Source organism: Mycobacterium shigaense, assembly GCF_002356315.1.
GTDB lineage: Bacteria > Actinomycetota > Actinomycetes > Mycobacteriales > Mycobacteriaceae > Mycobacterium > Mycobacterium shigaense.
The window spans coordinates 1,192,128-1,214,624 of record NZ_AP018164.1 but is presented as its reverse complement, the minus strand read 5'-3'; the positions used below and the strand labels follow the sequence as shown (position 1 = coordinate 1,214,624).

General features: G+C 68.8%; 20 protein-coding genes. 12 read left to right on the top strand and 8 right to left on the bottom strand.

Annotated features, from left to right (window positions below; genetic code table 11):
- Positions 1-2: 2 nt before the first annotated feature.
- The 7 genes from MSG_RS05700 to MSG_RS05670 all read left to right on the top strand — a co-directional run bounded on the left by MSG_RS05700 (position 3) and on the right by MSG_RS05670 (position 6,415).
- Entirely contained in the window at positions 3-1,643 is a 1,641-nt protein-coding gene (locus MSG_RS05700; protein WP_096437837.1) for an acyl-CoA carboxylase subunit beta, read from the top strand.
- 23 nt (positions 1,644-1,666) lie between these two features.
- Positions 1,667-1,906, top strand: a complete 240-nt coding sequence (locus MSG_RS05695; protein WP_232011168.1) for an acyl-CoA carboxylase subunit epsilon — start codon at positions 1,667-1,669, stop codon at positions 1,904-1,906.
- Positions 1,903-2,547 carry a Maf family protein gene (locus tag MSG_RS05690; RefSeq protein WP_096437833.1) on the top strand — a complete coding sequence of 215 codons (645 nt, stop codon included), beginning with the start codon at positions 1,903-1,905 and terminating at the stop codon, positions 2,545-2,547. Before MSG_RS05695 ends, MSG_RS05690 begins: the two co-directional genes overlap by 4 nt.
- A gap of 18 nt (positions 2,548-2,565) precedes the next feature.
- A complete protein-coding gene (locus MSG_RS05685; protein WP_096437831.1) occupies positions 2,566-3,456 on the top strand; it encodes a sulfurtransferase in 891 nt (296 codons plus the stop codon).
- A 10-nt stretch (positions 3,457-3,466) separates the two neighbouring features.
- A complete protein-coding gene (locus tag MSG_RS05680; protein WP_096437829.1) occupies positions 3,467-3,889 on the top strand; it encodes a SufE family protein in 423 nt (140 codons plus the stop codon).
- 123 nt (positions 3,890-4,012) lie between these two features.
- Complete coding sequence (locus tag MSG_RS05675; protein ID WP_096437827.1) at positions 4,013-5,812, top strand: acetyl/propionyl/methylcrotonyl-CoA carboxylase subunit alpha; 1,800 nt, start codon at positions 4,013-4,015, stop codon at positions 5,810-5,812.
- A 180-nt stretch (positions 5,813-5,992) separates the two neighbouring features.
- Positions 5,993-6,415 carry an STAS domain-containing protein gene (locus MSG_RS05670; protein WP_096437825.1) on the top strand — a complete coding sequence of 141 codons (423 nt, stop codon included), beginning with the start codon at positions 5,993-5,995 and terminating at the stop codon, positions 6,413-6,415.
- On the opposite strand, the gene MSG_RS05665 is transcribed toward MSG_RS05670, so the two are convergent.
- The 3 genes from MSG_RS05665 to MSG_RS05655 form a co-directional block, all read right to left on the bottom strand.
- A complete protein-coding gene (locus MSG_RS05665; protein WP_096437823.1) occupies positions 6,395-7,189 on the bottom strand; it encodes an RNA polymerase sigma factor SigF in 795 nt (264 codons plus the stop codon). The two genes, MSG_RS05670 and MSG_RS05665, sit on opposite strands and share 21 nt — an antisense overlap.
- Entirely contained in the window at positions 7,186-7,623 is a 438-nt protein-coding gene (locus MSG_RS05660; RefSeq protein WP_096437821.1) for an anti-sigma factor, read from the bottom strand. Before MSG_RS05660 ends, MSG_RS05665 begins: the two co-directional genes overlap by 4 nt.
- A 459-nt stretch (positions 7,624-8,082) precedes the next feature.
- On the bottom strand, positions 8,083-8,466 hold the full coding sequence (locus MSG_RS05655; RefSeq protein ID WP_096437819.1) for a hypothetical protein: 384 nt from the start codon (positions 8,464-8,466) through the stop codon (positions 8,083-8,085).
- 323 nt (positions 8,467-8,789) lie between these two features.
- Here MSG_RS05655 and MSG_RS05650 point away from each other — a divergent pair, with 323 nt between their 5' ends.
- From MSG_RS05650 to nei2, 3 genes are read left to right on the top strand one after another with little or no spacing between them, the layout of a single operon-like run.
- Entirely contained in the window at positions 8,790-9,461 is a 672-nt protein-coding gene (locus MSG_RS05650; protein ID WP_096437817.1) for a TetR/AcrR family transcriptional regulator, read from the top strand.
- Between the two features lie 49 nt (positions 9,462-9,510).
- Positions 9,511-14,079, top strand: a complete 4,569-nt coding sequence (locus MSG_RS05645; RefSeq protein ID WP_096437815.1) for an ATP-dependent helicase — start codon at positions 9,511-9,513, stop codon at positions 14,077-14,079.
- 10 nt (positions 14,080-14,089) lie between these two features.
- Positions 14,090-14,857: an endonuclease VIII Nei2 gene (nei2, locus tag MSG_RS05640; protein WP_096437813.1), complete on the top strand. Its 768-nt coding sequence runs from the start codon at positions 14,090-14,092 to the stop codon at positions 14,855-14,857.
- 3 nt (positions 14,858-14,860) lie between these two features.
- Here nei2 and MSG_RS05635 read toward each other — a convergent pair whose 3' ends face one another.
- Positions 14,861-15,802 carry an extracellular catalytic domain type 1 short-chain-length polyhydroxyalkanoate depolymerase gene (locus MSG_RS05635; RefSeq protein WP_096437811.1) on the bottom strand — a complete coding sequence of 314 codons (942 nt, stop codon included), beginning with the start codon at positions 15,800-15,802 and terminating at the stop codon, positions 14,861-14,863.
- 202 nt (positions 15,803-16,004) lie between these two features.
- Between MSG_RS05635 and MSG_RS05630 the strand changes: the two genes are divergently transcribed.
- Positions 16,005-16,397, top strand: a complete 393-nt coding sequence (locus tag MSG_RS05630) for a DUF732 domain-containing protein (protein ID WP_096437809.1) — start codon at positions 16,005-16,007, stop codon at positions 16,395-16,397.
- On the opposite strand, the gene mgtA is transcribed toward MSG_RS05630, so the two are convergent.
- Both mgtA and phoU read right to left on the bottom strand, forming a co-directional pair.
- Positions 16,388-19,015, bottom strand: coding sequence for a magnesium-translocating P-type ATPase (gene mgtA, locus MSG_RS05625; RefSeq protein WP_096437807.1), 2,628 nt, complete (start codon positions 19,013-19,015; stop codon positions 16,388-16,390). The genes MSG_RS05630 and mgtA overlap by 10 nt on opposite strands.
- A gap of 24 nt (positions 19,016-19,039) precedes the next feature.
- Positions 19,040-19,705, bottom strand: coding sequence for a phosphate signaling complex protein PhoU (phoU, locus tag MSG_RS05620; protein ID WP_096444106.1), 666 nt, complete (start codon positions 19,703-19,705; stop codon positions 19,040-19,042).
- Positions 19,706-19,871: 166 nt separating this feature from the next.
- Between phoU and MSG_RS05615 the strand changes: the two genes are divergently transcribed.
- Entirely contained in the window at positions 19,872-20,495 is a 624-nt protein-coding gene (locus tag MSG_RS05615; RefSeq protein ID WP_096437805.1) for a DUF5994 family protein, read from the top strand.
- Here the strand turns inward: MSG_RS05615 and MSG_RS05610 are convergent.
- Together MSG_RS05610 and MSG_RS05605 are read right to left on the bottom strand one after the other, a co-directional pair.
- Complete coding sequence (locus MSG_RS05610) at positions 20,454-22,010, bottom strand: FMN-binding glutamate synthase family protein (protein ID WP_096437803.1); 1,557 nt, start codon at positions 22,008-22,010, stop codon at positions 20,454-20,456. The genes MSG_RS05615 and MSG_RS05610 overlap by 42 nt on opposite strands.
- Positions 22,007-22,432: a CBS domain-containing protein gene (locus MSG_RS05605; protein WP_096437801.1), complete on the bottom strand. Its 426-nt coding sequence runs from the start codon at positions 22,430-22,432 to the stop codon at positions 22,007-22,009. The genes MSG_RS05610 and MSG_RS05605 overlap by 4 nt, the downstream gene beginning before the upstream one ends.
- Positions 22,433-22,497: the final 65 nt, after the last annotated feature.

The following is a 22,497-nucleotide window of genomic DNA, read 5'->3' as shown; positions in this document are numbered from 1 at the left end:
CCATGACGAGCGTTACCGACCACACTGCGGAACCCGCTGCCGAGCACACCATCGACATCCACACCACCGCGGGCAAGCTGGCCGAGCTGCACAAGCGCCGGGAAGAGGCACTGCACCCGGTCGGCGAAGAAGCGGTCGAGAAGGTGCATGCCAAGGGCAAACTGACCGCCCGCGAGCGCATCCTCGCGCTGCTCGACGACGACTCGTTCGTAGAGCTCGACGCGCTGGCCAAGCACCGCAGCAAGAACTTCGGCCTGGAGCACAACCGCCCGCTCGGCGACGGCGTGATCACCGGCTACGGCACCATCGACGGCCGCGACGTGTGCATCTTCAGCCAGGACGCCACCGTGTTCGGCGGCAGCCTGGGCGAGGTGTACGGCGAAAAGATCGTCAAGATCCAGGAGCTGGCCATCAAGACCGGCCGCCCGCTGATCGGCATCAACGACGGCGCCGGCGCCCGCATCCAGGAGGGTGTCGTCTCGCTGGGCCTCTACAGCCGCATCTTCCGCAACAACATCCTGGCCTCCGGCGTCATCCCGCAGATCTCGCTGATCATGGGCGCCGCCGCCGGCGGGCACGTCTACTCCCCCGCGCTGACCGACTTCGTGATCATGGTCGACCAGACCAGCCAGATGTTCATCACCGGCCCGGACGTCATCAAGACCGTCACCGGCGAGGACGTCACGATGGAGGAGCTCGGCGGCGCGCACACCCACATGGCCAAGTCGGGCACGCTGCACTACGTCGCCTCCGGCGAGCAGGACGCCTTCGACTGGGTTCGGGACCTGCTGGGCTACCTGCCCCCGAACAACTTCACCGACGCGCCGCGCTACGCCGAGCCGCATCCCGAAGGAGCCATCGAGGACAACCTCACCGACGAAGACCTCGAGTTGGACACGCTGATTCCGGACTCGCCGAACCAGCCCTACGACATGCATGAGGTCATCACCCGGATCCTGGACGACGACGAGTTCCTGGAGATCCAGAACGGCTACGCGCAGAACATCGTCGTCGGGTTCGGCCGCATCGAGGGCCGGCCGGTCGGGATCGTGGCCAACCAGCCCACCCAGTTTGCCGGCTGCCTGGACATCAACGCCTCGGAGAAGGCGGCCCGGTTCGTCCGGACCTGCGACTGCTTCAACATCCCGATCATCATGCTGGTGGACGTCCCGGGCTTCCTGCCGGGCACCGGCCAGGAATACAACGGCATCATCCGGCGCGGCGCCAAGCTGCTGTTCGCCTACGGCGAGGCCACCGTCCCGAAGATCACCGTCATCACCCGCAAGGCCTATGGCGGCGCCTACTGCGTCATGGGTTCCAAGGACATGGGCTGCGACGTCAACATCGCCTGGCCGACCGCCCAGATCGCGGTCATGGGCGCCTCCGGGGCGGTCGGATTCGTCTACCGCCAGCAGCTCAAGGAGGCCGCCAAGGAGGGCAAGGACGTCGACGAGCTGCGGCTGCAGCTGCAGCAGGAGTACGAGGACACGTTGGTCAACCCCTACGTCGCCGCCGAGCGCGGTTACGTGGACGCGGTGATCCCGCCCTCGCACACCCGCGGTTACATCGCGACCGCGCTGCGTCTGCTGGAACGCAAGATCTCCCACCTGCCGCCGAAGAAGCACGGGAACATCCCGCTGTGAGTCGAGTGAGCGGAACGAACGAAGTGAGTGACGAGACTCAGGCCGCCGAAGCGCCCCAGCCGCGCATCCAGATCCTCAAGGGCGAGCCCACCGACGCGGAGCTGGCCGCGCTGATCACCGTGCTCGGCTGCGCGGGCGGCACGCCCCCGCAGCCGCCGGCCGAGAACACCCGCTGGGGACTTCCGGTCGACAAGTTGCGTTTCGCGATGTCCAACTATCAGCGACTCACGCTGCAACAGATCACGCACATGAAGCGACGGTGACCCGGCTGGTCCTCGGGTCGGCCTCACCGGGTCGCCGCAAGGTGCTGCGCCAGGCCGGTGTCGATCCCTTGGTCGTGGTCTCCGGTGTCGACGAGGACCGCATCGCCGCGAGCCTGGGCTCCCAGGCGTCGCCGGGCGACGTCGTGTGCGCGCTGGCGCAGGCCAAGGCGCGTGACGTGGCGAGCCGGCTCGACGACGGCGTCGCGGCCGATTGCGTTGTCATCGGCTGCGATTCGATGCTCCACCTGGACGGACAGCTGTGCGGCAAGCCGCCATCCGTCGACGCCGCACGCGAACTCTGGCACTCGATGGCCGGCAAGAGCGCCCAGCTGCACACCGGGCACTGCGTTATCCGATTGCAAGACAACGAGATTACTCACACATCCACGCAAACATCCACCACCACAGTGCATTTCGGAACTCCCGACGCCGAGGACCTCGAGGCCTACCTGGATTCCGGAGAGTCGCTGCGGGTCGCCGGCGGCTTCACCCTCGACGGGCTGGGCGGCTGGTTCATCGACGGCGTCGACGGCGACCCGTCGGCCGTGGTGGGCATCGGGTTGCCCCTGACACGTTCGCTGCTGCGCGGTGCCGGCCTGTCCATTGCCGCACTGTGGGCGGACAATTCGTTTCCGCAATAGGTGAGTAGGCTCGGTTTCGTGCCGCTGCCACCCGATCCGAGCCCCACGTTGACCGCCTACGCCCACCCGGAGCGATTGGTCACCGCCGACTGGTTATCCGGCCACCTGGGTTCGCCCGGGCTGGCGATTGTCGAATCCGACGAGGACGTGCTGCTCTACGACGTCGGCCACATCCCCGGCGCGGTCAAGATCGACTGGCACACCGACCTCAACGACCCCCGGGTCCGCGACTACATCGACGGCGAGCAATTCGCCGAATTGATGGACCGCAAAGGCATCGCCCGCGAGGACACCGTGGTCATCTACGGCGACAAGAGCAACTGGTGGGCGGCCTACGCACTGTGGGTGTTCACCCTGTTCGGTCACCCCGACGTGCGGCTGCTCAACGGCGGGCGCGACCTGTGGTTGGCCGAGCGCCGCGACACCAGCCTGGAGGTCCCGACGCGGACGTCGTCCGGCTATCCCGTCGTGACGCGCAACGACGCACCGATCCGTGCCTACAAGGACGACGTGCTGGCGGTCCTGGGCAGCCAGCCGCTGATCGATGTCCGCTCGCCCGACGAGTACACCGGCAAGCGCACCCACATGCCCGACTATCCCGAGGAGGGCGCGCTGCGCGCCGGCCACATCCCCACCGCCCGGTCGATCCCGTGGGGCAAGGCGGTCGACGAGAACGGCCGGTTCCGCAGCCGCGAGGAGCTCGAGGAGCTCTACGGCTTTCTGCAGCCCGACGACAAGACCGTCGTCTACTGCCGCATCGGGGAGCGCTCCAGCCACACCTGGTTCGTGCTGACGCACCTGCTCGGCAAGGCCGGGGTGCGCAACTACGACGGATCCTGGACCGAGTGGGGCAACACCGTGCGGGTCCCGATCGTCGCGGGCGAAAGCCCCGGCGCCGTGCCCGCCTGAGGACCCGCGCATGAGCATGCCCGCACCCCTGGCCGAAGTGGTGTCCGACTTCGCCGAAGTGCAGGGGCAGGACAAGCTGAAGCTGCTCCTGGAGTTCGCCGACGAGCTGCCCGGGTTACCCCCGGAACTCGATGAGGCGGCGATGGAACCGGTGCCCGAGTGCCAGTCACCGCTGTTCCTGCACGTCGATGCGCACGACCCGAACCGGGTGCGGCTGCATTTCAGCGCGCCCGCCGAGGCCCCGACCACCCGCGGATTCGCCTCGATCCTGGCCGCCGGGCTCGACAACCAGCCGGCCGCCGACATCCTGGCGGTGCCCGAGGACTTCTACACCGAGCTGGGCCTGGCCGCGTTGATCAGCCCGCTGCGGCTCCGGGGCATGTCGGCGATGCTGGCTCGCATCAAACGCCGATTGCGAGCTACTGCTGAGTAACCCCCGAATTGCGGCACCGCCTCATCGGCCCGGCGGCGCGCCGCTTAGACTTCCGGTTCAGTGTAAGAAACTCTCTTAGAGACGCACGTAGACAATCTGCCGATAGGCCAAACAGGAGGCGCAGTGGCCAGTCACGCCAGCTCAAGGATCTCCAAGGTGCTCGTCGCCAACCGCGGCGAAATCGCTGTCCGGGTGATCCGGGCGGCCCGCGACGCGGGCCTGTCCAGCGTGGCGGTGTACGCCGAGCCGGACGCGGACGCGCCCCACGTGCGGCTGGCCGACGAGGCGTTCGCGTTGGGCGGCCAGACGTCCGCCGAGTCCTACCTGGACTTCGGCAAGATCCTCGACGCCGCCGCGAAATCCGGTGCCAACGCCATCCACCCGGGCTACGGCTTCCTGTCAGAGAACGCCGACTTCGCCCAGGCGGTCCTCGACGCCGGCCTGATCTGGATCGGGCCTAGCCCGCAGTCGATCCGCGACCTCGGCGACAAGGTCACCGCCCGCCACATCGCCGCCCGCGCGCAGGCACCGCTGGTGCCCGGCACCCCGGACCCGGTCAAGGACGCCGACGAGGTGGTGGCCTTCGCCAAGGAGTACGGCGTCCCGATCGCGATCAAGGCGGCGTTCGGCGGCGGCGGCCGCGGCATGAAGGTGGCCCGCAGTATCGAGGAGATCCCCGAGCTGTTCGAGTCGGCCACCCGGGAGGCCGTCGCGGCGTTCGGTCGCGGTGAGTGCTTCGTCGAGCGCTACCTGGACAAGCCACGCCACGTCGAGGCCCAGGTGATCGCCGACACGCACGGCAACGTCGTCGTCGCCGGTACCCGCGACTGCTCGCTGCAGCGCCGGTTCCAGAAGCTGGTCGAGGAGGCTCCGGCGCCGTTCCTGACCGACGCGCAGCGCAAGGAGATCCACGAGTCGGCCAAGCGCATCTGTAAGGAGGCGCACTACTATGGCGCGGGCACGGTCGAGTACCTGGTGGGCCAGGACGGCCTGATCTCCTTCCTCGAGGTCAACACCCGGCTGCAGGTCGAGCACCCGGTCACCGAGGAGACCGCCGGCATCGACCTGGTGCTGCAGCAGTTCAAGATCGCCAACGGCGAGAAGCTGGACATCACCGAGGACCCGACGCCGCGCGGCCACGCCATCGAGTTCCGGATCAACGGCGAGGACGCCGGCCGCGGTTTCCTGCCCGCGCCCGGCCCGGTCACCCGCTACGACATCCCCACCGGCCCCGGCGTCCGGGTGGACTCCGGCGTCGAGGCGGGCTCGGTGATCGGCGGGCAGTTCGACTCGATGCTTTCCAAGCTGATCGTGTACGGCGCCACCCGCGAGGAGGCACTGGCGCGCTCGCGGCGCGCGCTGGACGAATTCCACGTCGAGGGCCTGGCCACCGTCATCCCGTTCCACCGCGCCGTGGTGTCCGACCCCGCGTTCATCGGCGACGGTGACAGCTTCTCGGTGCACACCCGCTGGATCGAGACGGAGTGGAACAACACCGTCGAACCCTTCACCGCCGGTGAGCCCCTGGACGACCAGGAGGCTCAGCCACGCCAGAAGGTGGTCGTCGAGGTCAACGGCCGCCGGCTCGAGGTCGCGCTGCCCGCCGACCTGGCGCTGTCCGGCGGCGGCCTCGATGGTGGGGCGGCCGGCGTCATCCGCAAGAAGCCCAAGCCCCGCAAGCGTGGCGCGCACGGCGGTGCCGCGGCGTCCGGCGACGCGGTCACGGCGCCCATGCAGGGCACGGTGGTAAAGGTCGCGGTCGAAGAGGGCCAGCAGATCGCCGTCGGCGAGCTGGTGGTGGTGCTCGAGGCGATGAAGATGGAGAACCCCGTCACCGCGCACAAGGACGGTGTCATCACCGGACTCGCGGTGGAGACCGGCATCGCCATCACTCAGGGCACCGTGCTCGCCGAGATCAAATAACGTTCCTGAGAGATCTCACAGCAAACGTTGTCGGCCCCGGCCACCCCGGGTAGGGTTGCGGATAGGTTGAGTTCACAGCCGCCCGGAATACGCTCGAGTCGCACGGGGTAGGCGGAATTCCCTCTTCCGAACCTTTGGCACGTCGCTGACGTATTCCGCAGCAGGAATCCTCCTCAATGGATGGAGTCAGCAATGACTGTGGCCCAATCGTGGCAGCGGTGCCGCACCGCTCAGTTCAGCGTCCAACTGCACACGGCCGGCGTCGTGATCACCGCCGACGGTGAGCTCGACGCCGCCAACGCCGATCAGCTCGCCACCTACGTGCAACGAAATGTCGCCCGCGCCGGACGGGTCATCCTCGACCTGCGCGGCCTGGAATTCATTGGCACAGCAGGCTTTTCGGCGCTACACCGAATCAATGTCGCCTGCTCGGCCGAGCAGGTGCAGTGGGCGACCGTGCCGAGCGCGGCCGTCGCGCGACTGTTGCGGGTCTGCGACCCCGACGGCACCCTGCCGATCACCGAGGCAACCGACGAGCCGCTGTTGCAGGCCGCCCACCGGAGCGACGGCCGGCAGCGGCCGCTACTCCAGTTGGTCCCGTAACCGCGTCAGCGACTTGGCCAACAGTCGCGACACGTGCATCTGCGAGATGCCGACCCGCTCCGCGATTTGAGTCTGGGTCATCGACTCAAAGAACCTGAGCACCAACACCATTCGCTCGCGCTCGGGCAACCCCTCGAGCAACGGGCGTAGCGACTCGCGGTCCTCGATCCGGTCCAGGCTGGCATCCACGTCACCCAACGTGTCGGCGATCGCCCGGGCGTCGTCTTCCTCGCCGCCACCGCCGCCACCGCTGTCGATGGACAGGGTGTTGTAGGAGCTGCCGGCCACCAGACCCTCGACGACCTCAGCCCGGTCCATGTCCAGTTCGGCGGCCAGCTCGGTGGCAGTCGGCGCCCGGCCCAGCCGTTGCGACAGATCGGCGGTGGCGGCCCCGAGCCGCAGATGCAGTTCCTTCAACCGCCGGGGCACCTTGACCGACCAACTGTTGTCACGGAAGTGGCGGCGAACCTCGCCCATGATCGTGGGTACGGCGAAGGAAACGAAGTCCGATCCGGCGTCGACGTCGAAACGCGCTACGGCATTGACCAATCCGACCCGCGCCACCTGGACCAGGTCGTCGCGGGGCTCGCCGCGGCCCTCGAACCGGCGGGCGATGTGATCGGCCAGCGGCAGGCACCGCTCGACGATCTTGTCCCGCTGTCGCTGGAACTCCGGTGAGTCGGCGTCGACGCTGGACAGCTCACGGAACATGTCCGGAACGTCGGCGTATTCATTTGGGCGCGAACCCGAACCGCCGTCAGCTTGCGCTGTCACCTGCTGGAGGCCGCCCGTCGCGCCGTCAGCGTGATACCGAAAACACTGCCGGTTTCATTGGGTTCGCGGCCGTCTTGGAAGGTCTGGACGTCGTCGGCCAGCGACGTAAGCACGTGCCAGCTGAAGCTGCCGGGCGAAACCACATCGTGGGTTTCGCATTCCGCGGAGGCCTCCACGATCAACACCTCGTCGCGCGGGTCGACGACAACGGCCAGGGTCGCGTCGGGCGTCGCCGACCGGATCAACCGGGTACAGACTTCGTCCACCGCGAGCCGCAAGTCCGCCACCGCGTCGAAATCAAGGTCCTCGAAGGTGCCGATCGCGCCGACCAACGTGCGCAACATTGCCAAATTCTCCAGGCGCGCGGCAACGTGCAATTCGACCGCGCGGTGCCCTCGTTGGCGTTTGCTGCCGCGCAGTTGCGCATCGGTCATATGGTCTCCCGGCAATGTTTGACTCACACTACTCCTCGCGTTGGAGAGCGCCCTGGACGTTACGTTCGAGCCGGCTGTTCATGATCGCCGCCGGGTAGTGATGGGCTGATCGCGACGCGCGAATGAGGGCAGCATTCATCATGGTTCACACCTGATACCCACTGAAGGCAGCGAATAACCCATTTGCCCGTTAATTTTTCGCGGCCCGTGGCGCGGTTAGCTGCAGGGTCGCGACCTGGGCGCATCGGGGTGCTCGGTGGTCATGCCGAAGGCCGCCAGGCTGGCGCACACTCCGATCACCCCGGCCGCCACGAACAGTTAGCCGGGCCAATGCATTACGTCAATCAGCGACTCGCCGGCGAGGTAACGCGTGGTCCACAGCTGGTCGACGGGGTCACGGTAGGTGCCCCATGGCTGCTCCTGGTGAAGGTCGCAACTTCCACGGGAGAACGACGAAACTCAAAGGGCCAGCACGCGCCCGGCAATTTCCGGGACGCTCATGGAAACCGTCACGATCGTCAGCGTCAGCAGGAACCAGCCCGCACCGTGCCAGCCCCACCATGTTCCTTCGCGCCGCCACACCCGGTAGGTCTGCAGGAACGCCCACAGCCCGGCCGCCAATAAAATCACCGGCCCGCCCGCCGCCAGTAACGTCCGCTGCGGCGCACCGCACGCCGCCGTGTCCACGCCGGTGACCGGGCAGGTGCTCACCCACAGTGCGGCCATGACGACGAAACCGACGCCCGCGGCCGCCGACAGCAGCGTGAACCGGATGGCCGCGCGCACCTCGCCGTCCTCGTGACCCAAGCGGTCGCCACGCGACCGCTCATCCGCTTTCGGCATCGCTGAACCTCATGTCCGGGTATTGATTGCACTTGTATTTTCGATCGCTGCGCCGGATTAGTTACCGGGTTACGGGAAATTCTTGGCACGGATACGAATACCCGGGCAGGCGTTCGGTCAACCCGCGGCGGCCCAAGAACCCGGGACGAATCAGACTGCGGCATCGCCGATGTCAAGCTCGGGCCCCCGGGCCCGCGGCGGCGTGGCCGCGCCGAACTGCCAGTGCCGTCAATTAATTCGGCGGGTTACCGGCGGCCCGGGTGTGGAGTTCGGATGAACGCGCGCTGGCGGTGGACTTAATCGACATGAGTAATATCGCTCACATGCCGACAGCCAGAAGGCGCTTATCCCCTGAGGATCGGCGCGCGGAGCTGCTCGCATTGGGGGCAGAAGTCTTTGGGAAACGACCCTACGACGAGGTCCGCATTGACGAGATAGCCGAGCGCGCCGGAGTCTCTAGGGCCCTGATGTATCACTACTTCCCGGACAAACGCGCGTTCTTCGCCGCGGTGGTCAAGGACGAGGCCGACCGGCTCTACGAGGCCACGAACAAAGAGCCGGTCACGGGTCTGACGATGTTCGAAGAGGCGCGGATGGGCGTGCTGGCCTACATGGCCTACCACGAACAGAACCCGGAGGCGGCCTGGGCAGCCTACGTCGGGCTGGGTCGGTCCGATCCGGTTCTGCTGGGGGTGGAGGACGACGCCAAGATCCGTCAGATGGAGCTCATCATGACGCGCATCGCCGAGGTCGTCACCAAGGTGCCCGGCGCGAAGCTGGAACCCGACGTCGAACGGGATCTGCGGATCATCGTCAACGGCTGGATCGCGTTCACCTTCGAGCTGTGCCGCCAGCGCATCATGGACCCCACCGCCAGCGCCGAACGCCTCGCCGACGCCTGCGCACACACGCTGCTGGACGCCATCACCCGCGTGCCCGAGATCCCGCCGGAACTCGCGCACGCGATGGCGAACTCTCGCCACCAACCGCAGTAGCCGCTCTCGTTCGTCGGCTTTTGTCGGTGTCTGTTGGCACCATGGCTAGGTGAGCACCGATGCGCTGGGCCGGTTCAGCGCTATCACCCGCGAATGGTTCGGCACCACCTTCGCCGCGCCGACGACCGCGCAGGCCGCCGCCTGGGCGGCCATCGCCGACGGCGAGAACACGTTGGTGATCGCGCCGACCGGGTCGGGCAAGACGCTGGCGGCGTTCCTGTGGGCGCTGGACAGCCTGGCCCGCCCGACCGAGGCCGACCGGCCCCGCGGCACCCGGGTGCTGTACGTGTCACCGCTCAAGGCGCTGGCGGTCGACGTCGAGCGCAACCTGCGCACCCCGCTGGCGGGGCTGACCCGGATCGCCGAGCGGCACGGCCTGCCCGTGCCCGACATCAGCGTCGGTGTGCGCTCAGGTGACACCCCGCCCGCGGCCCGCCGCCAGCTGATCGCCCACCCGCCGGATGTCCTGATCACCACCCCGGAGTCGCTGTTCTTGATGCTAACCTCGGCCGCGCGCGAAACCCTGGCCGGTGTCCAGACGGTGATTGTCGACGAGATCCATGCCATCGCCGGCGGCAAGCGCGGCGCGCACCTGGCCCTGTCGCTGGAGCGGCTGGACGAACTGCGCCACGGCTGCTCTGCCGGGCGCCCCGCGCAGCGCATCGGGCTGTCGGCGACCGTGCGCCCGCCCGAGGAGCTGGCCCGGTTCCTGTCCGGCGGGGGCCCGACGACTCGGACAACCATCGTGGCCCCGCCGTCGTCCAAGTCCTTCGAGCTCACCGTGGCCGTGCCGGTGCCCGACATGGCCAATTTGGCGAACAACAGCATCTGGCCCGACGTCGAGGCGCGGCTGGTCGACCTGATCGAGTCGCACAGCTCGACCATCGTGTTCGCCAACTCCCGGCGGCTGGCCGAGCGACTTACGGCACGGCTCAACGAGATTCACGCCGAGCGCAGCGGCCTCTCGACGCCCACGGGGGCCAACCCGAAGGTTCCGGGCGGGGCGCCGGCGCACCTCATGGGGAGCGGCCAGACCCTGGGCGCCGACCCGATACTTGCACGGGCTCACCACGGTTCGGTCAGCAAGGAACAACGCGCCGTGGTCGAAGAGGACCTCAAACGCGGACTGCTCAAGGCGGTGGTGGCGACGTCGAGCCTGGAACTGGGCATCGACATGGGCGCCGTCGATCTGGTGATCCAGGTGGAGGCGCCGCCGTCGGTGGCCAGCGGCCTGCAGCGCATCGGGCGGGCCGGCCATCAAGTCGGCGAGGTCTCCCGGGGGGTGCTGTTCCCCAAGCACCGCACCGACCTGATCGGGTGTGCGGTCAGCGTGCAGCGGATGCTGGGCGGGCAGATCGAGATGATGCGGGTGCCCACCAACCCGCTCGACATCCTGGCCCAGCAGACCGTCGCGGCGGCCGCGCTGGAGCCGCTGGACGCCGACCGCTGGTTCGACACGGTGCGCCGGGCCGCCCCGTTCGCGACGCTGCCCCGCAGCGTGTACGAGGCGACGCTGGATCTGCTCTCGGGCAAGTACCCGTCCACCGATTTCGCCGAGCTGCGACCGCGGCTGGTCTACGACCGCGACACCGGCACGCTGACCGCACGGCCCGGCGCGCAACGGCTGGCCGTCACGTCCGGGGGCGCCATCCCCGATCGCGGGCAATTCGCCGTGTACCTGGCCACCGACTCCGAAAAGCCTTCGCGGGTAGGCGAACTGGACGAGGAGATGGTTTACGAGTCGCGACCCGGCGATGTCATCTCGCTGGGCGCCACAAGCTGGCGGATCACCGAGATCACGCACGACCGGGTGCTGGTGATCCCCGCGCCCGGCCAGCCGGCCCGGCTGCCGTTCTGGCGCGGCGACGACGCGGGGCGCCCCGCCGAGCTGGGCGCCGCACTGGGTGCGTTCACCGGCGAGCTGTCCGGCCTGGCCCGCAGCGACTTCGACAAGCGTTGTGCGGCATTGGGTTTCGATGCCTACGCGACCGACAATCTGTGGGGGCTGCTGGACGAGCAGCGGACCACGGCCGGGGTGGTGCCCACCGACACCACCCTGCTGGTCGAGCGGTTCCGCGACGAGCTCGGCGACTGGCGGGTGATCCTGCATTCGCCGTACGGGCTGCGGGTGCACGGCCCGCTCGCGCTGGCGGTGAGCCGGCAGCTGCGCGAGCGCTACGGCATCGACGAGAAGCCGACCGCCTCCGACGACGGCATCGTGGTCCGGCTGCCCGACACCCTGGACGAAAACCCACCCGGCGCCGAGCTGTTCGTCTTCGAGGCCGACGAAATCGATCCCGTCGTCACCACCGAGGTGGGCTCCTCGGCGCTGTTCGCCTCGCGATTCCGGGAATGCGCGGCCCGCGCCCTGCTGCTGCCGCGCCGCCAGCCCGGCCGCCGCTCGCCGCTGTGGCAGCAGCGCCAGCGCGCGGCCCAGCTGCTGGAGGTGGCGCGCAGGTACCCCGATTTCCCGGTCGTGCTGGAAACCATCCGGGAATGCCTACAGGACGTCTACGACGTGCCCGCGCTGGTCGAGCTGATGTCGGGCATCGCCGCGCGGCGCATCCGGGTGCTCGAGGTCGAGACCGTCCGGCCCTCCCCCTTCGCGGCCTCGCTGCTGTTCGGCTACGTCGGCGCGTTCATGTACGAGGGCGACACCCCGCTGGCCGAACGCCGCGCCGCCGCGCTGTCGTTGGACAGCACGCTGCTCGCCGAGCTCCTCGGCCGCGTGGAACTACGTGAGCTGCTCGACCCGGACGTCGTCGCCGCCACCGGCCGCCAGTTGCAGCACCTGTCGGCCGACCGCGCCGCGCGCGACGCCGAGGCCGTTGCCGATCTGCTGCGGCTGCTGGGCCCGCTGACCGAGGACGAGGTCGCCGCCCGGGCCGCCGCCGACGACGTCGGCGGCTGGCTGGAGGGCCTGCGCGCCGCCCGCCGGGCGCTGACCGTGTCGTTCGCCGGTCGCAACTGGTGGGTCGCCATCGAGGACATCGGCCGGCTGCGCGACGGCGTCGGGGTGGCGGTGCCGGTGGGCGTCCCGGCCGCCTTCGCCGAGCAGGTCGCCGATCCGCTCGGCGAGCTGCTGGGCCGCTACGCCCGCACCCACCCGCCGTTCAGCACCGCCGAGGCCGCGGCCCGCTTCGGCCTGGGCCTGCGGGTGACCGCCGACGTGCTCGGCCGGCTCGCCGGCTCAGGATCTACGGGAGGGCGGCTGGTGCGCGGCGACTTCGTCGCCGGGGGCGACACGGCCGGGGGCCCGGGCGGCGAGCAATGGTGCGACGCGGAGGTGTTGCGCATCCTGCGGCGCCGTTCGCTGGCGGCGCTGCGCGCCCAGGTCGAGCCGGTGAGCACCGCCGCCTACGGCCGCTTCCTGCCGGGCTGGCACGGCCTGACCGGCGGCTATGCGGGGGCCGACGGCCTGATGTCGGTGATCGACCAGCTGGCCGGGGTCCGGATTCCGGCCTCAGCGCTCGAGCCGCTGGTGCTGGCCCCGCGGGTCCGCGACTACTCGCCGGCGATGCTCGACGAGCTGCTGGCGACCGGCGAGGTCAGCTGGTCGGGCGCCGGGTCGATCTCGGGCAGCGACGGCTGGATCACGCTGCACGCCAGCGACACGGCGCCGCTCACCCTGACCGCACCCGAGGAGATCGACTTCACCGACACCCACCGGGCGATCCTGGACACGCTGGCCGGCGGCGGCGGGTACTTCTTCCGCCAGCTCGCTCCCGGCCCCTCCGAGTCGGCGCTCAAAGAGGCGCTTTGGGAACTGATCTGGGCCGGCTGGGTCACCGGCGACACCTTCGCCCCGGTGCGCGCGGTGCTCGCCGGCACCGGCGGCCGCAAGCGTTCCGCCCCGGCGCACCGGGGCCGCCGGCCGCCGCGACTGAGCCGCTACAGCGTGGCGCACGCCCAGCACCGCAGCATCGATGCGACGGTGGCCGGCCGCTGGTCGGCCCTGCCGGCCGCCGAGCCGGATTCCACGCTGCGCGCGCACTACCAGGCCGAGCTGCTGTTGAACCGGCACGGCGTGCTCACCAGGGGCGCGGTGACCGCCGAGGGCGTGCCGGGCGGATTCGCCACGCTGTACAAGGTGCTGAGCACCTTCGAGGAGGCCGGCCGGTGCCAGCGCGGCTATTTCGTGGAGTCACTGGGCGGCGCGCAGTTCGCCGTCGCCTCGACCGTCGACCGCCTGCGCAGCTATCTCGACGAGCCCGGGTCTTTCCAAGATCCGGAGCGGCCGGAATACTCCGCCGTCGTGCTGGCCGCCGCCGACCCGGCCAATCCCTATGGCGCGGCCCTGCCCTGGCCCACTCCCGAGGGCGCCCGGCCCGGGCGCAAGGCCGGGGCGCTGGTCGTGCTGGTGAACGGCGAGCTGGCCTGGTTCCTCGAGCGCGGCGGCCGCTCGCTGTTGACGTTCACCGCCGACCCCGCCGCCCACCACGCCGCCGCGGTCGCGCTGGCCGAGCTGGTGTCCGCCGGGCGAGTCGCATCCCTCCTCGTCGAGCGCATCGACGGGACGCCGGCCCTGCAGCCGTCGGCGGGCGGCCCGGGCCCGGTCACCGCCGCGCTGTCCGAGGCCGGCTTCACCCGCACCCCGCGTGGGATGCGGCTGCGGTGAGCGATGACTGATGCCTGAGGGCGACACCGTCTGGCACACGGCGGCCACCCTGCGCCAGCACCTGACCGGTCTCGCACTGACCCGCTGCGACATCCGGGTGCCACAATTCGCCACCGTCGACCTCACCGGTCAGGTGGTGGACGAGGTGTTCAGTCGGGGCAAGCACCTGTTCATGCGCGTCGGGCCGGCCAGCATTCATTCGCATCTGAAGATGGACGGCAGCTGGCGGGTCGGCTTCCCAGACAGTAATCGCCCGGTGCGGGTGGACCACCGGGCACGAATCATCCTGGAAGCCGGGCTGATTCGTGCCACCGGCATCGACCTCGGCGTGCTGGAGATACTCGACCGCGACCACGACGGGGACGCCGTCGCGCATTTGGGCCCCGACCTCCTGGGCCCGGACTGGGACCCCCGGGTCGCCGCGGCCAACCTCGTCGCGCGCCCCGACCGCCCGATCGCCGAGGCGCTGCTGGACCAGCGGGTAATGGCCGGGATCGGCAACGTGTACTGCAACGAATTGTGTTTCGTCACAGGGCATCAGCCCACCGCGCCGGTCAGCGCGATCGGCAATCCGGGACGTTTGGCATCCCGAGCGCGGGACATGTTGTGGCTCAACCGTTTTCGCTGGAACCGGTGCACCACCGGCGACACCCGGCAGGGCCGGCAACTGTGGGTATACGGTCGGGCCGGCGAGAACTGCCGCCGTTGCGGCACCCGCATCCGGCGCGACGACACCGGCGAGCGGGTGACGTACTGGTGCCCGTCCTGCCAGGTGTGAGCGCTAGTCGCGAGCGTGGGTCAGGAAGAACTGGGCAATCGCCTCCGAGCCGTCCAGCGCGCGCGTGGTGGGGCCGATGATTGCCTTGGGCAGGTACTGCTTGCCGCCCGGCCAGGTGTGTCCGCCGTTGTCGATCTGGTAGAGCACCACCTCGGTGGACGAAGTGCATTCGGCGGAGTCATAGCGTCGCACGACGGTGCCGTCACCCACGTTGGGCAGCACCTGCGACGCCGGATTGCTCTGGCACCCGTTCGCCGCGCGCCACTTGTCCACCATGCTGCCCACCGAGATGGAGCGGCTCAGCCCGCCGCGGCCATGCACGACGCCGCCGTTGTAGGGCACCAGCGGATCGGCGGTTCCGTGCGCCTCCCACACCGAGACCGGGCGCGACGGTTTGCAGGCCACGCCGACGCCGAGGGTTCCGGCCACGGGCGCGATCGCGGCGAACATGTCGGCGCGGTCGCAGGCGAGCCGGTTGGACATGAACCCGCCGTTGGACATCCCGGTGACGAATACGTGACCGGGCGCGATGTTGTAGTCGTTCTGCAGCTTGGCGGCCAGCCCCGTCAGGAAGCCGACGTCGTCGATGTGGCGGCGATCGGCCGGAGAGGCCCCGCGCCCGTCCGCCCAGCTCTTGTCGTAGCCGTCGGGGTAGACGACCAGCAGGTTGTTCGTGTCGGCGACGGAGTCGAATTCGGTCAGTCCGCGCTGCCCGTTCCCGGTGCCGCCGCCGCCGTGCAGGCTCAGCACGAGGCCAACCGGGTCACCGGGCGGCAGGTGCAGGAGATAGGTCCGGTTCATGCCGCCGGAACGAAATGTCCCGGTCAGGTCGCGATGGGTGACCGACACATGCCGCACGCCGCAACCGACCAAGCAGGCGGCCAGCACGGCCAGCACGGCCAGCACGGCCAGCACGGCCAGCGATAGCCATCGTCGGTACGGCATGGGCGTCAAATTACCGATTGTGCTCGCGGATAGAGGGGTACCTGCTGCTCAAGAGTGACGGCCGACACAGCACAGCGTCAAATTGTCGTAGTCGCCATCCCGGCGTCCCTTGAATCTCCCCGAGATTTAACCTCCCGGCCACCCGCACCGCCGACATAATGTATTGGACCAATTGCGATTCAGCCTCAGGGGAGTATCGGAAATGACCAATGCCCGCATCCGCAAGTTCGGCGCGGCGCTGTCGCTGTCGGCGGCCGGCCTGATGTCGGCGGCCGCCCTGCTCGGACCTGCCCCGATCGCCCGCGCGGACTCGGCCGACAACCAGTTCCTGGCCATCCTGAAGAAGGACGACATCAACCACACGTCCTCCCAGGCCGCGATCGCTGCCGGTCACAAAGTCTGCGAGTACCTCGACACCGGGATGAACCTGACGAATGTGGAGCAGGACGTCGAGAACAGCAGCGGCCTGCCCGACTACGACACCGGCTTTTTCGTGGGCGCGGCCATCAAGGCGTACTGCCCGCAGTTCATGCCGGACGTATCGAAGAACCCGCCGCCCCAGCCCGCCGGCGAGCAGAACGCGCCTCAGACCTGATCCGTGTGGTGAAAGCGGGCGGCCCGTCGCCGAATGCGATGTGACCGTCCGCGGATGCGATGCGGTGCTCCGGCCAGATGCATCGGCTCCGCGTAGAACATCACCTTGGCGAGTTCCACGAGCACTAGATAACTGACCACGAACGCACCCAGCGCGGCGAAAAACGGCCACGGGAGCGGGGTGAAGCCAAGGGTGTGGGCCAGCGGCGAGATCGTGAGCACGACCCCGACGGCGACCACCGTGAGAGTGGTGATCGCCAGCGGCACGCTGGGCCGGCTGCGGAAGAACGGCACCTTGCGGGTGCGGATGGCAAAGATGATCAGCGTCTGAGTCGCCAGCGATTCCACGAACCAGCCCGTCCGGAACTCGATCGCGCCGGCGTGCAGCACGCCCAGCATCAGGCCGAAGGTCAAGAAGTCGAACAGCGAGCTGATCGGACCGAAGACGAGCATGAACCGGCGGATGAACGCGACATTCCAATGCGACGGCGCGTGCAGCTGCTCCTCGTCGACGCGGTCGGTGGGGATTGCCAGCTGCGAGGAATCGTAAAGCAGGTTGTTCAGCAGGATCTGGCTGGGCAGCATCGGCAGAAAGGGCAGCAGCGCGGAAGCGGCTGCGGCGCTGAACATATTGCCGAAGTTGCTCGACGTACCCATCAGCACGTACTTGATGGTGTTGGCGAAGATACGCCGGCCCTCGGCCACGCCGGTGGCCAGCACGCCCAAGTCCTTTTCCAGCAGTACGACGTCTGCCGCGTCCTTGGCGACATCTGTCGCGCTGTCGACCGAGATTCCGACGTCGGCGGCGTGCAGTCCCAGCGCGTCGTTGACCCCGTCACCCAGGAAGCCGACCGACCGGCCGTGCCGGCGCAACGAGACGATCAACCGGGCCTTCTGCTCGGGCGAGATGCGGGCAAAGATGGTGTGGTTCTGTGCGGCTTCGACGAATTCATCGTCACCGAGCTCTTCGAGCTGCGCACCGGTGATGGTGCCCTTGGACGCCAAACCCAGCTCGGCACAGACCTTTTCGGCGACGCGCGGATTGTCGCCGGTGGCGATCTTGGTCTCGATGCCCAGCTCGGCCAGGTCCAACAAGGATTGGCGCGCAGCGGGTTTCGGTTCGTCGGCGAAGACCAGGAAACCCGCCAGCGTCAGACCGTGTTCGTCACCGGGGCCAATCGTCGCGAGCCCGTCCGCGGGCCTGGCGGCTACGGCCACCACGCGGCGGCCGGCCCCGAACAGGCCGGCGAGGGTGTCCTCGGCGACGGCGGCGGTTGCCTGGCATCGGGCCAAGATCTGTTCGGGTGCACCTTTGACCACCAGCACGCGTTTTCCGTCGTCGTCGACCAGGACGGAGGTGGCGCGCCGTTCATGGTCGAACGGCACTATCGCGACCCGGCGCACCGCAGCTCCCACCAGCTGCCGGCAGTCCGGCGAGTCCCAGAGCGCCGCATCGAGCGGGTTGGCGCTCATGCCGGCCGATTCCGGATCGACGTCGCTGGCCAGCAATCCGAGACGCCGGACCGCCTCGTCGTGCTCGCCGCTCGGATCGATCGTGTCCACCAGGCGGATCTGACCCTCCGTCAGCGTGCCGGTCTTGTCTGTGACCAGGATGTCGATGTCGCCGAGATCCTCGATGCACACCAATCGCTTGACGAGCACCTTCACCTTGGCCAGCTGTCGAGAGCCGGCCGCGAGGCTGGCACTGACCACCGCGGGCAACAGCTGCGGCGTGATGCCGACGGCGATCGCCAGCGAGAACAGCACGGAGTCGATCAACGGCTTACGCAACAGCAGGTTGCTGACCAGGATGATCGTCATCAGCGCGACCGCGACTTGCAGCAACAGGTAGGAGAACCGCCGCAGCCCCTTCTGGAAGTCGGTCTCGGGCTGCTTGTCGTCCAAACCTGCTGCGATGCGGCCGAATTCCGCGTTTTTTCCGGTGGCGTACACCAACCCCGTGCCTTCTCCGGCACTGACAATGGTTCCCATGAACGCTAGGTCGACGGAGTCGGCCAGCTCCGCGCCGGCGGCGACGGGCTCCGGTGATTTCTCCGAGCCGGTCGACTCGCCGGTCAGGATGCTTTCGTTGCATTCCAGACCGCTGACGTGCAGCAGCCGAACATCAGCCGGCACCGCCTCACCCAACGACAACCGAATGACGTCGCCGGGCACCAGCTCGGTGACGTTGACCGTGACGAACTGCCCGTCCCGACAGGCCAGCGCCGAGTGACGCATCCGGGCATGCAATTCGGCGGCGGCATGCTCGGCGCGGTATTCGTTGACGAAGCCCAGCCCGATGCTGGCGGCCAGGATGATGCCGATGATGACCGCCTGCATGCTGTCGCCGAGAAAGTACGAGACGATCGCCGTGCCCGCCAGCAGGATGAGCACCGCGTTGCGCAGTTGGCGGCCGAGCACCGCCAGCGCGCTGACCCGATGCGTGCGAACCGCATTGGGGCCGCATCGCAGCAGCCGAGCGGCCGCCTCCGAACTCGACAGTCCGGCGGTCGAACTGGCCAGCCGGCGCAGCAACTCGTCGGCGGGCGCCGCCGCGACCTGCTTCGCGGTCAAGCCGCTCAGGTCCGGTACATCGGCTACCTTGGGCGCTGACGACATGGCGGGCTGTCCTTGGCCGACGGATCAGAAGGTGGAAATCGGGTCCTCGCGGGGCAGCTCGCCGCTGCTCATGAAGATAACGCGGCGGCCGATCTCGACGGCGTGGTCGGCGAAGCGTTCATAGAAGCGTCCGAGCAACGCCGCCTCCACGCCGTCCGACACCGCGTGGGGCCATTCGCCGTCGATCAACCCGCTCAACAGCTGCCGGTACAGCTCGTCCATCGCGTCGTCTTGCTCGTGAAGTCGTGCCGCTTCCAGCGGGTCGCCGGACACCAGCACCTGTCGTGCGCTGTCGCCCAACGCAATTGCCAGCGCGCCCATCGCGGTGAAGCACTCGCGGAGGTGACCGGGAATGACGTGCTTGGGGTACTGGTGGCGGGCGATCTCGGCGACGTGCACCGCGAGCGCACCCATCCGTTCCACGTCGCCGATGATCTGGATGGCACTGAAAATCTCGCGCAGCTCGCCGGCGACCGGTTGCTGCAGCGCAAGCAGCGCAAACGCCGCCTTGTCGACCTGGGTCCGCATCGTCACGATCCGTTCGTGGTCACGGATCACCTGTTCGGCGGCGGCGATGTCGGCATCCAGCAGGGCCCGGGTCGCGGCCTGTATCGCCGCCCCGGCCAGGCCACACATCTCACCCAGCTGCGCCGTCAGCTCGGTCAGCTGTTGGTGATACGCGGTACGCATGAGTGCGAATTTGCCGCAGTCGGCAACTGCGCGCAAGTGACCAAAGCCCCCGATGCTGGACCTGAACGGCACCTGCGAGTAGACGCCGCCGGCGGTTAATCTGCCGGTGAATCGGGGCCTCAACGGCGAGGGCTCCCGGCCAGTCCGAGCATGCAGGTGGTCCACCGTGGAACGCGAAAGTCGTTTGCAACTCAAGCCGTATCGTGCAGCATCGGAACACGTCGACGGGGCTTGGTGGCCGCGGTCGCAGCATTTGGTCGACGAGCTACCGGAGCTGGTGGCGTCGGTCTCCGAGCGACTCGGGCAAGTCGTGATGGTGGGTTACCGCCGCAACGGCTGGAGCGAGACGCCGCAATTGGCCGAGATCGCCGGGCACAGCATCGAATTGCTGGGTTTCACCAGTGACGAGCCGGCGAGTGTCATTCTGATCGGCCAGAACGGTCAACACCTCACCCTGCGGGTCGTCCGGCCGGACAGCAGCGCAGCGGCGGCCCGGCAAGCCCTGCAGGAGGCGGGAGCGACCAATGACGCTGCACCGGCGAGTAATTCGACGGTCGCACGATCGCTGGGCGAGGTCGCCGAAAAGTTGGCCCGGCAGGAAGGACTCGGCGACGAGCAGCGAACGGCACAAATCCGGCGCTGGTGCGAGGAAGCGGCTCAGCAGTTCGTCACCGCTCCGGTGCAGAGTTTCGTCCCGATCCTCGTCGAGCACATCGTTCACAACCGGATGATCGAAACCCGGCAGCGATCACGGCGCCGGCCGCCCAAGGGCGAACCCTTGACCGCATAGTTCGGTGATCGCGTCGACGTCGGCCGGCCCGGGCATCCCCCACCCCGGCCGGTAGTCGAACAACTGGTCGACCCGCACCGCCTTGAGGTCGACGTCGAGCAGCTCGATCGCGCCGAGGGGCACCAGTGCGGGGTGGACGTAGCCGCACGCGCGCGCCACGGACATCAAGTCGAACCGCAGCGCGGCCAGATAGTTGGCGCAGCGGATCGATTTCAGAGCCGGGTCCAGGCCGTGTTGCAGCCACGCGGACTGGGTGGCGACCCCGGACGGACAGCGACCCGTGTGGCAGCGCTGGGCCTGGATGCAGCCGATGGAGAACATCGCGGTCCGGGCGACGTTGATCATGTCGCAGCCCATGGCCAGGGCCAGCAGGCCGTTCTCGGGGATGCCGAGCTTGCCCGACCCGATGAAGACCACGTCGTGGTGCAGATCCCGCTCGGCGAAGGCCCGGTAGACGCGCGGAAACGCCCACTTGAACGGCAGGGCGACGTGGTCGGTGAAGACCAACGGGGCCGCCCCGGTGCCACCCTCGCCGCCGTCCACGGTGACGAAGTCGACGCCGTGGCCGGTGCGCGACATGCGCTCGGCCAGATCCAGCCAGAACGACGCCTCCCCCACCGCCGACTTGATGCCCACCGGCAGACCCGTGCCGGCCGCGATGGTCTCGACGAACTCGAGCAGCCCGTCGACGTCGTCGAATGCGGAATGCCCGGCCGGGCTCTTGCAGTCCACGCCCACCGGCACGCCGCGGATCGCGGCGATTTCGGGCGTGACCTTCGCGCCGGGCAGCACGCCGCCCAACCCGGGCTTGGCGCCCTGGCTCAGCTTGATCTCGATGGCCCGGATCGCCGGCGTCGCCGCCACCCGGTCGAGCAGGCGGTCCAGGCTGAAGGCACCGTCCGCGTCGCGGCAGCCGAAATAGCCCGTACCGATCTGCCACACGAGGTCGCCGCCGTGCAGGTGGTACGGCGACACACCGCCCTCGCCGGTGGTGTGCAGGGCGCCGGCGATGCGCGCGCCCGTGTTGAGTGCGGTGACCGCCGCGCCCGACAGCGACCCGAAACTCATCGCGGACACGTTGACCAGCGACGAGGGCCGAAACGCCTTGGCCCGCCGCCGGGCGCCCCCGAGCACCTTGGCCGCCGGCAGGGGCACGGCCGGGTCGGGGTGGGTGGGCTCGCCGTCCGGCGGCGGCACCGGGAAGGCCGCATGCTTGATGATCGGGTAGTTGTGCACCCGTTCCAGGTCGTTGTCGGTGCCGAATCCGAAGTATCGATCGGCGGCCTTCGACGACGTGTACACCCAGCGCCGCTGGTCGCGGCTGAACGGCCGCTCCGCGTCGTTGTCGGTGACGATGTACTGGCGCAACTCGGGGCCGATCGCTTCCAGCAGGAACCGCAGGTGGCCGACGATCGGGTAGTTGCGGATGATGGCGTGCCGGCGCTGCAGCAGATCCCACCCGGTGAGCCCGGCCAGACCGCCACCGACCAGGGCGGCCACCGATCGCGGCTTCATTCCCAGGCGAGATCTGGGTCTGCGCCGTAGGAGTTGTACACCCCCAGCAGGTCGCGGGCAGAGACGATCCCGACCAGCGCTCCGTCGCGGTCGACCAGCACGTGACGGATGTAGTGGTCCATCATCTGGGCCGCGACCTGATTCACCGTCGCCTCGGCGGCACACCAGACCAGTCTGGTGCTGGCGATGTCGGTGGCAGGGAGAGTGGCCGCGTCCCTCCCGGCGGCGACGGCCCGGACGACGTCGCGTTCGCTCACCAGGGCGGTCGGCCGCGGGTCGTCACCGATCACGACGACCCCTACGTCGCAGGCCACCAGGGCCTTGGCGACCTCGGCAACTGTAGCGTCGGCGACGACGCGGGCCACAGGGTCGCCGACGATCGTCGAGATGGGGATGGACCCGGGAGAAGAGGTGGCAGTCACGCCCCTCATGCTTGCCCGGCCGCGACGGCGCGCCTAGTGACCTGAGTCCCCAATTCCGGTGGCCC

Coding starts and splice junctions, on each gene's coding strand:
- MSG_RS05700 (WP_096437837.1), top strand. CDS start 3: ATGACGAGCGTTACCGACCACACTGCGGAACCCGCTGCCGAGCACACC.
- MSG_RS05680 (WP_096437829.1), top strand. CDS start 3,467: ATGAGCATGCCCGCACCCCTGGCCGAAGTGGTGTCCGACTTCGCCGAA.
- MSG_RS05670 (WP_096437825.1), top strand. CDS start 5,993: ATGGAGTCAGCAATGACTGTGGCCCAATCGTGGCAGCGGTGCCGCACC.
- MSG_RS05660 (WP_096437821.1), bottom strand. CDS start 7,623: ATGACCGATGCGCAACTGCGCGGCAGCAAACGCCAACGAGGGCACCGC.
- MSG_RS05655 (WP_096437819.1), bottom strand. CDS start 8,466: ATGCCGAAAGCGGATGAGCGGTCGCGTGGCGACCGCTTGGGTCACGAG.
- MSG_RS05650 (WP_096437817.1), top strand. CDS start 8,790: ATGCCGACAGCCAGAAGGCGCTTATCCCCTGAGGATCGGCGCGCGGAG.
- nei2 (WP_096437813.1), top strand. CDS start 14,090: ATGCCTGAGGGCGACACCGTCTGGCACACGGCGGCCACCCTGCGCCAG.
- MSG_RS05635 (WP_096437811.1), bottom strand. CDS start 15,802: ATGCCGTACCGACGATGGCTATCGCTGGCCGTGCTGGCCGTGCTGGCC.
- MSG_RS05630 (WP_096437809.1), top strand. CDS start 16,005: ATGACCAATGCCCGCATCCGCAAGTTCGGCGCGGCGCTGTCGCTGTCG.
- mgtA (WP_096437807.1), bottom strand. CDS start 19,015: ATGTCGTCAGCGCCCAAGGTAGCCGATGTACCGGACCTGAGCGGCTTG.
- phoU (WP_096444106.1), bottom strand. CDS start 19,705: ATGCGTACCGCGTATCACCAACAGCTGACCGAGCTGACGGCGCAGCTG.
- MSG_RS05610 (WP_096437803.1), bottom strand. CDS start 22,010: ATGAAGCCGCGATCGGTGGCCGCCCTGGTCGGTGGCGGTCTGGCCGGG.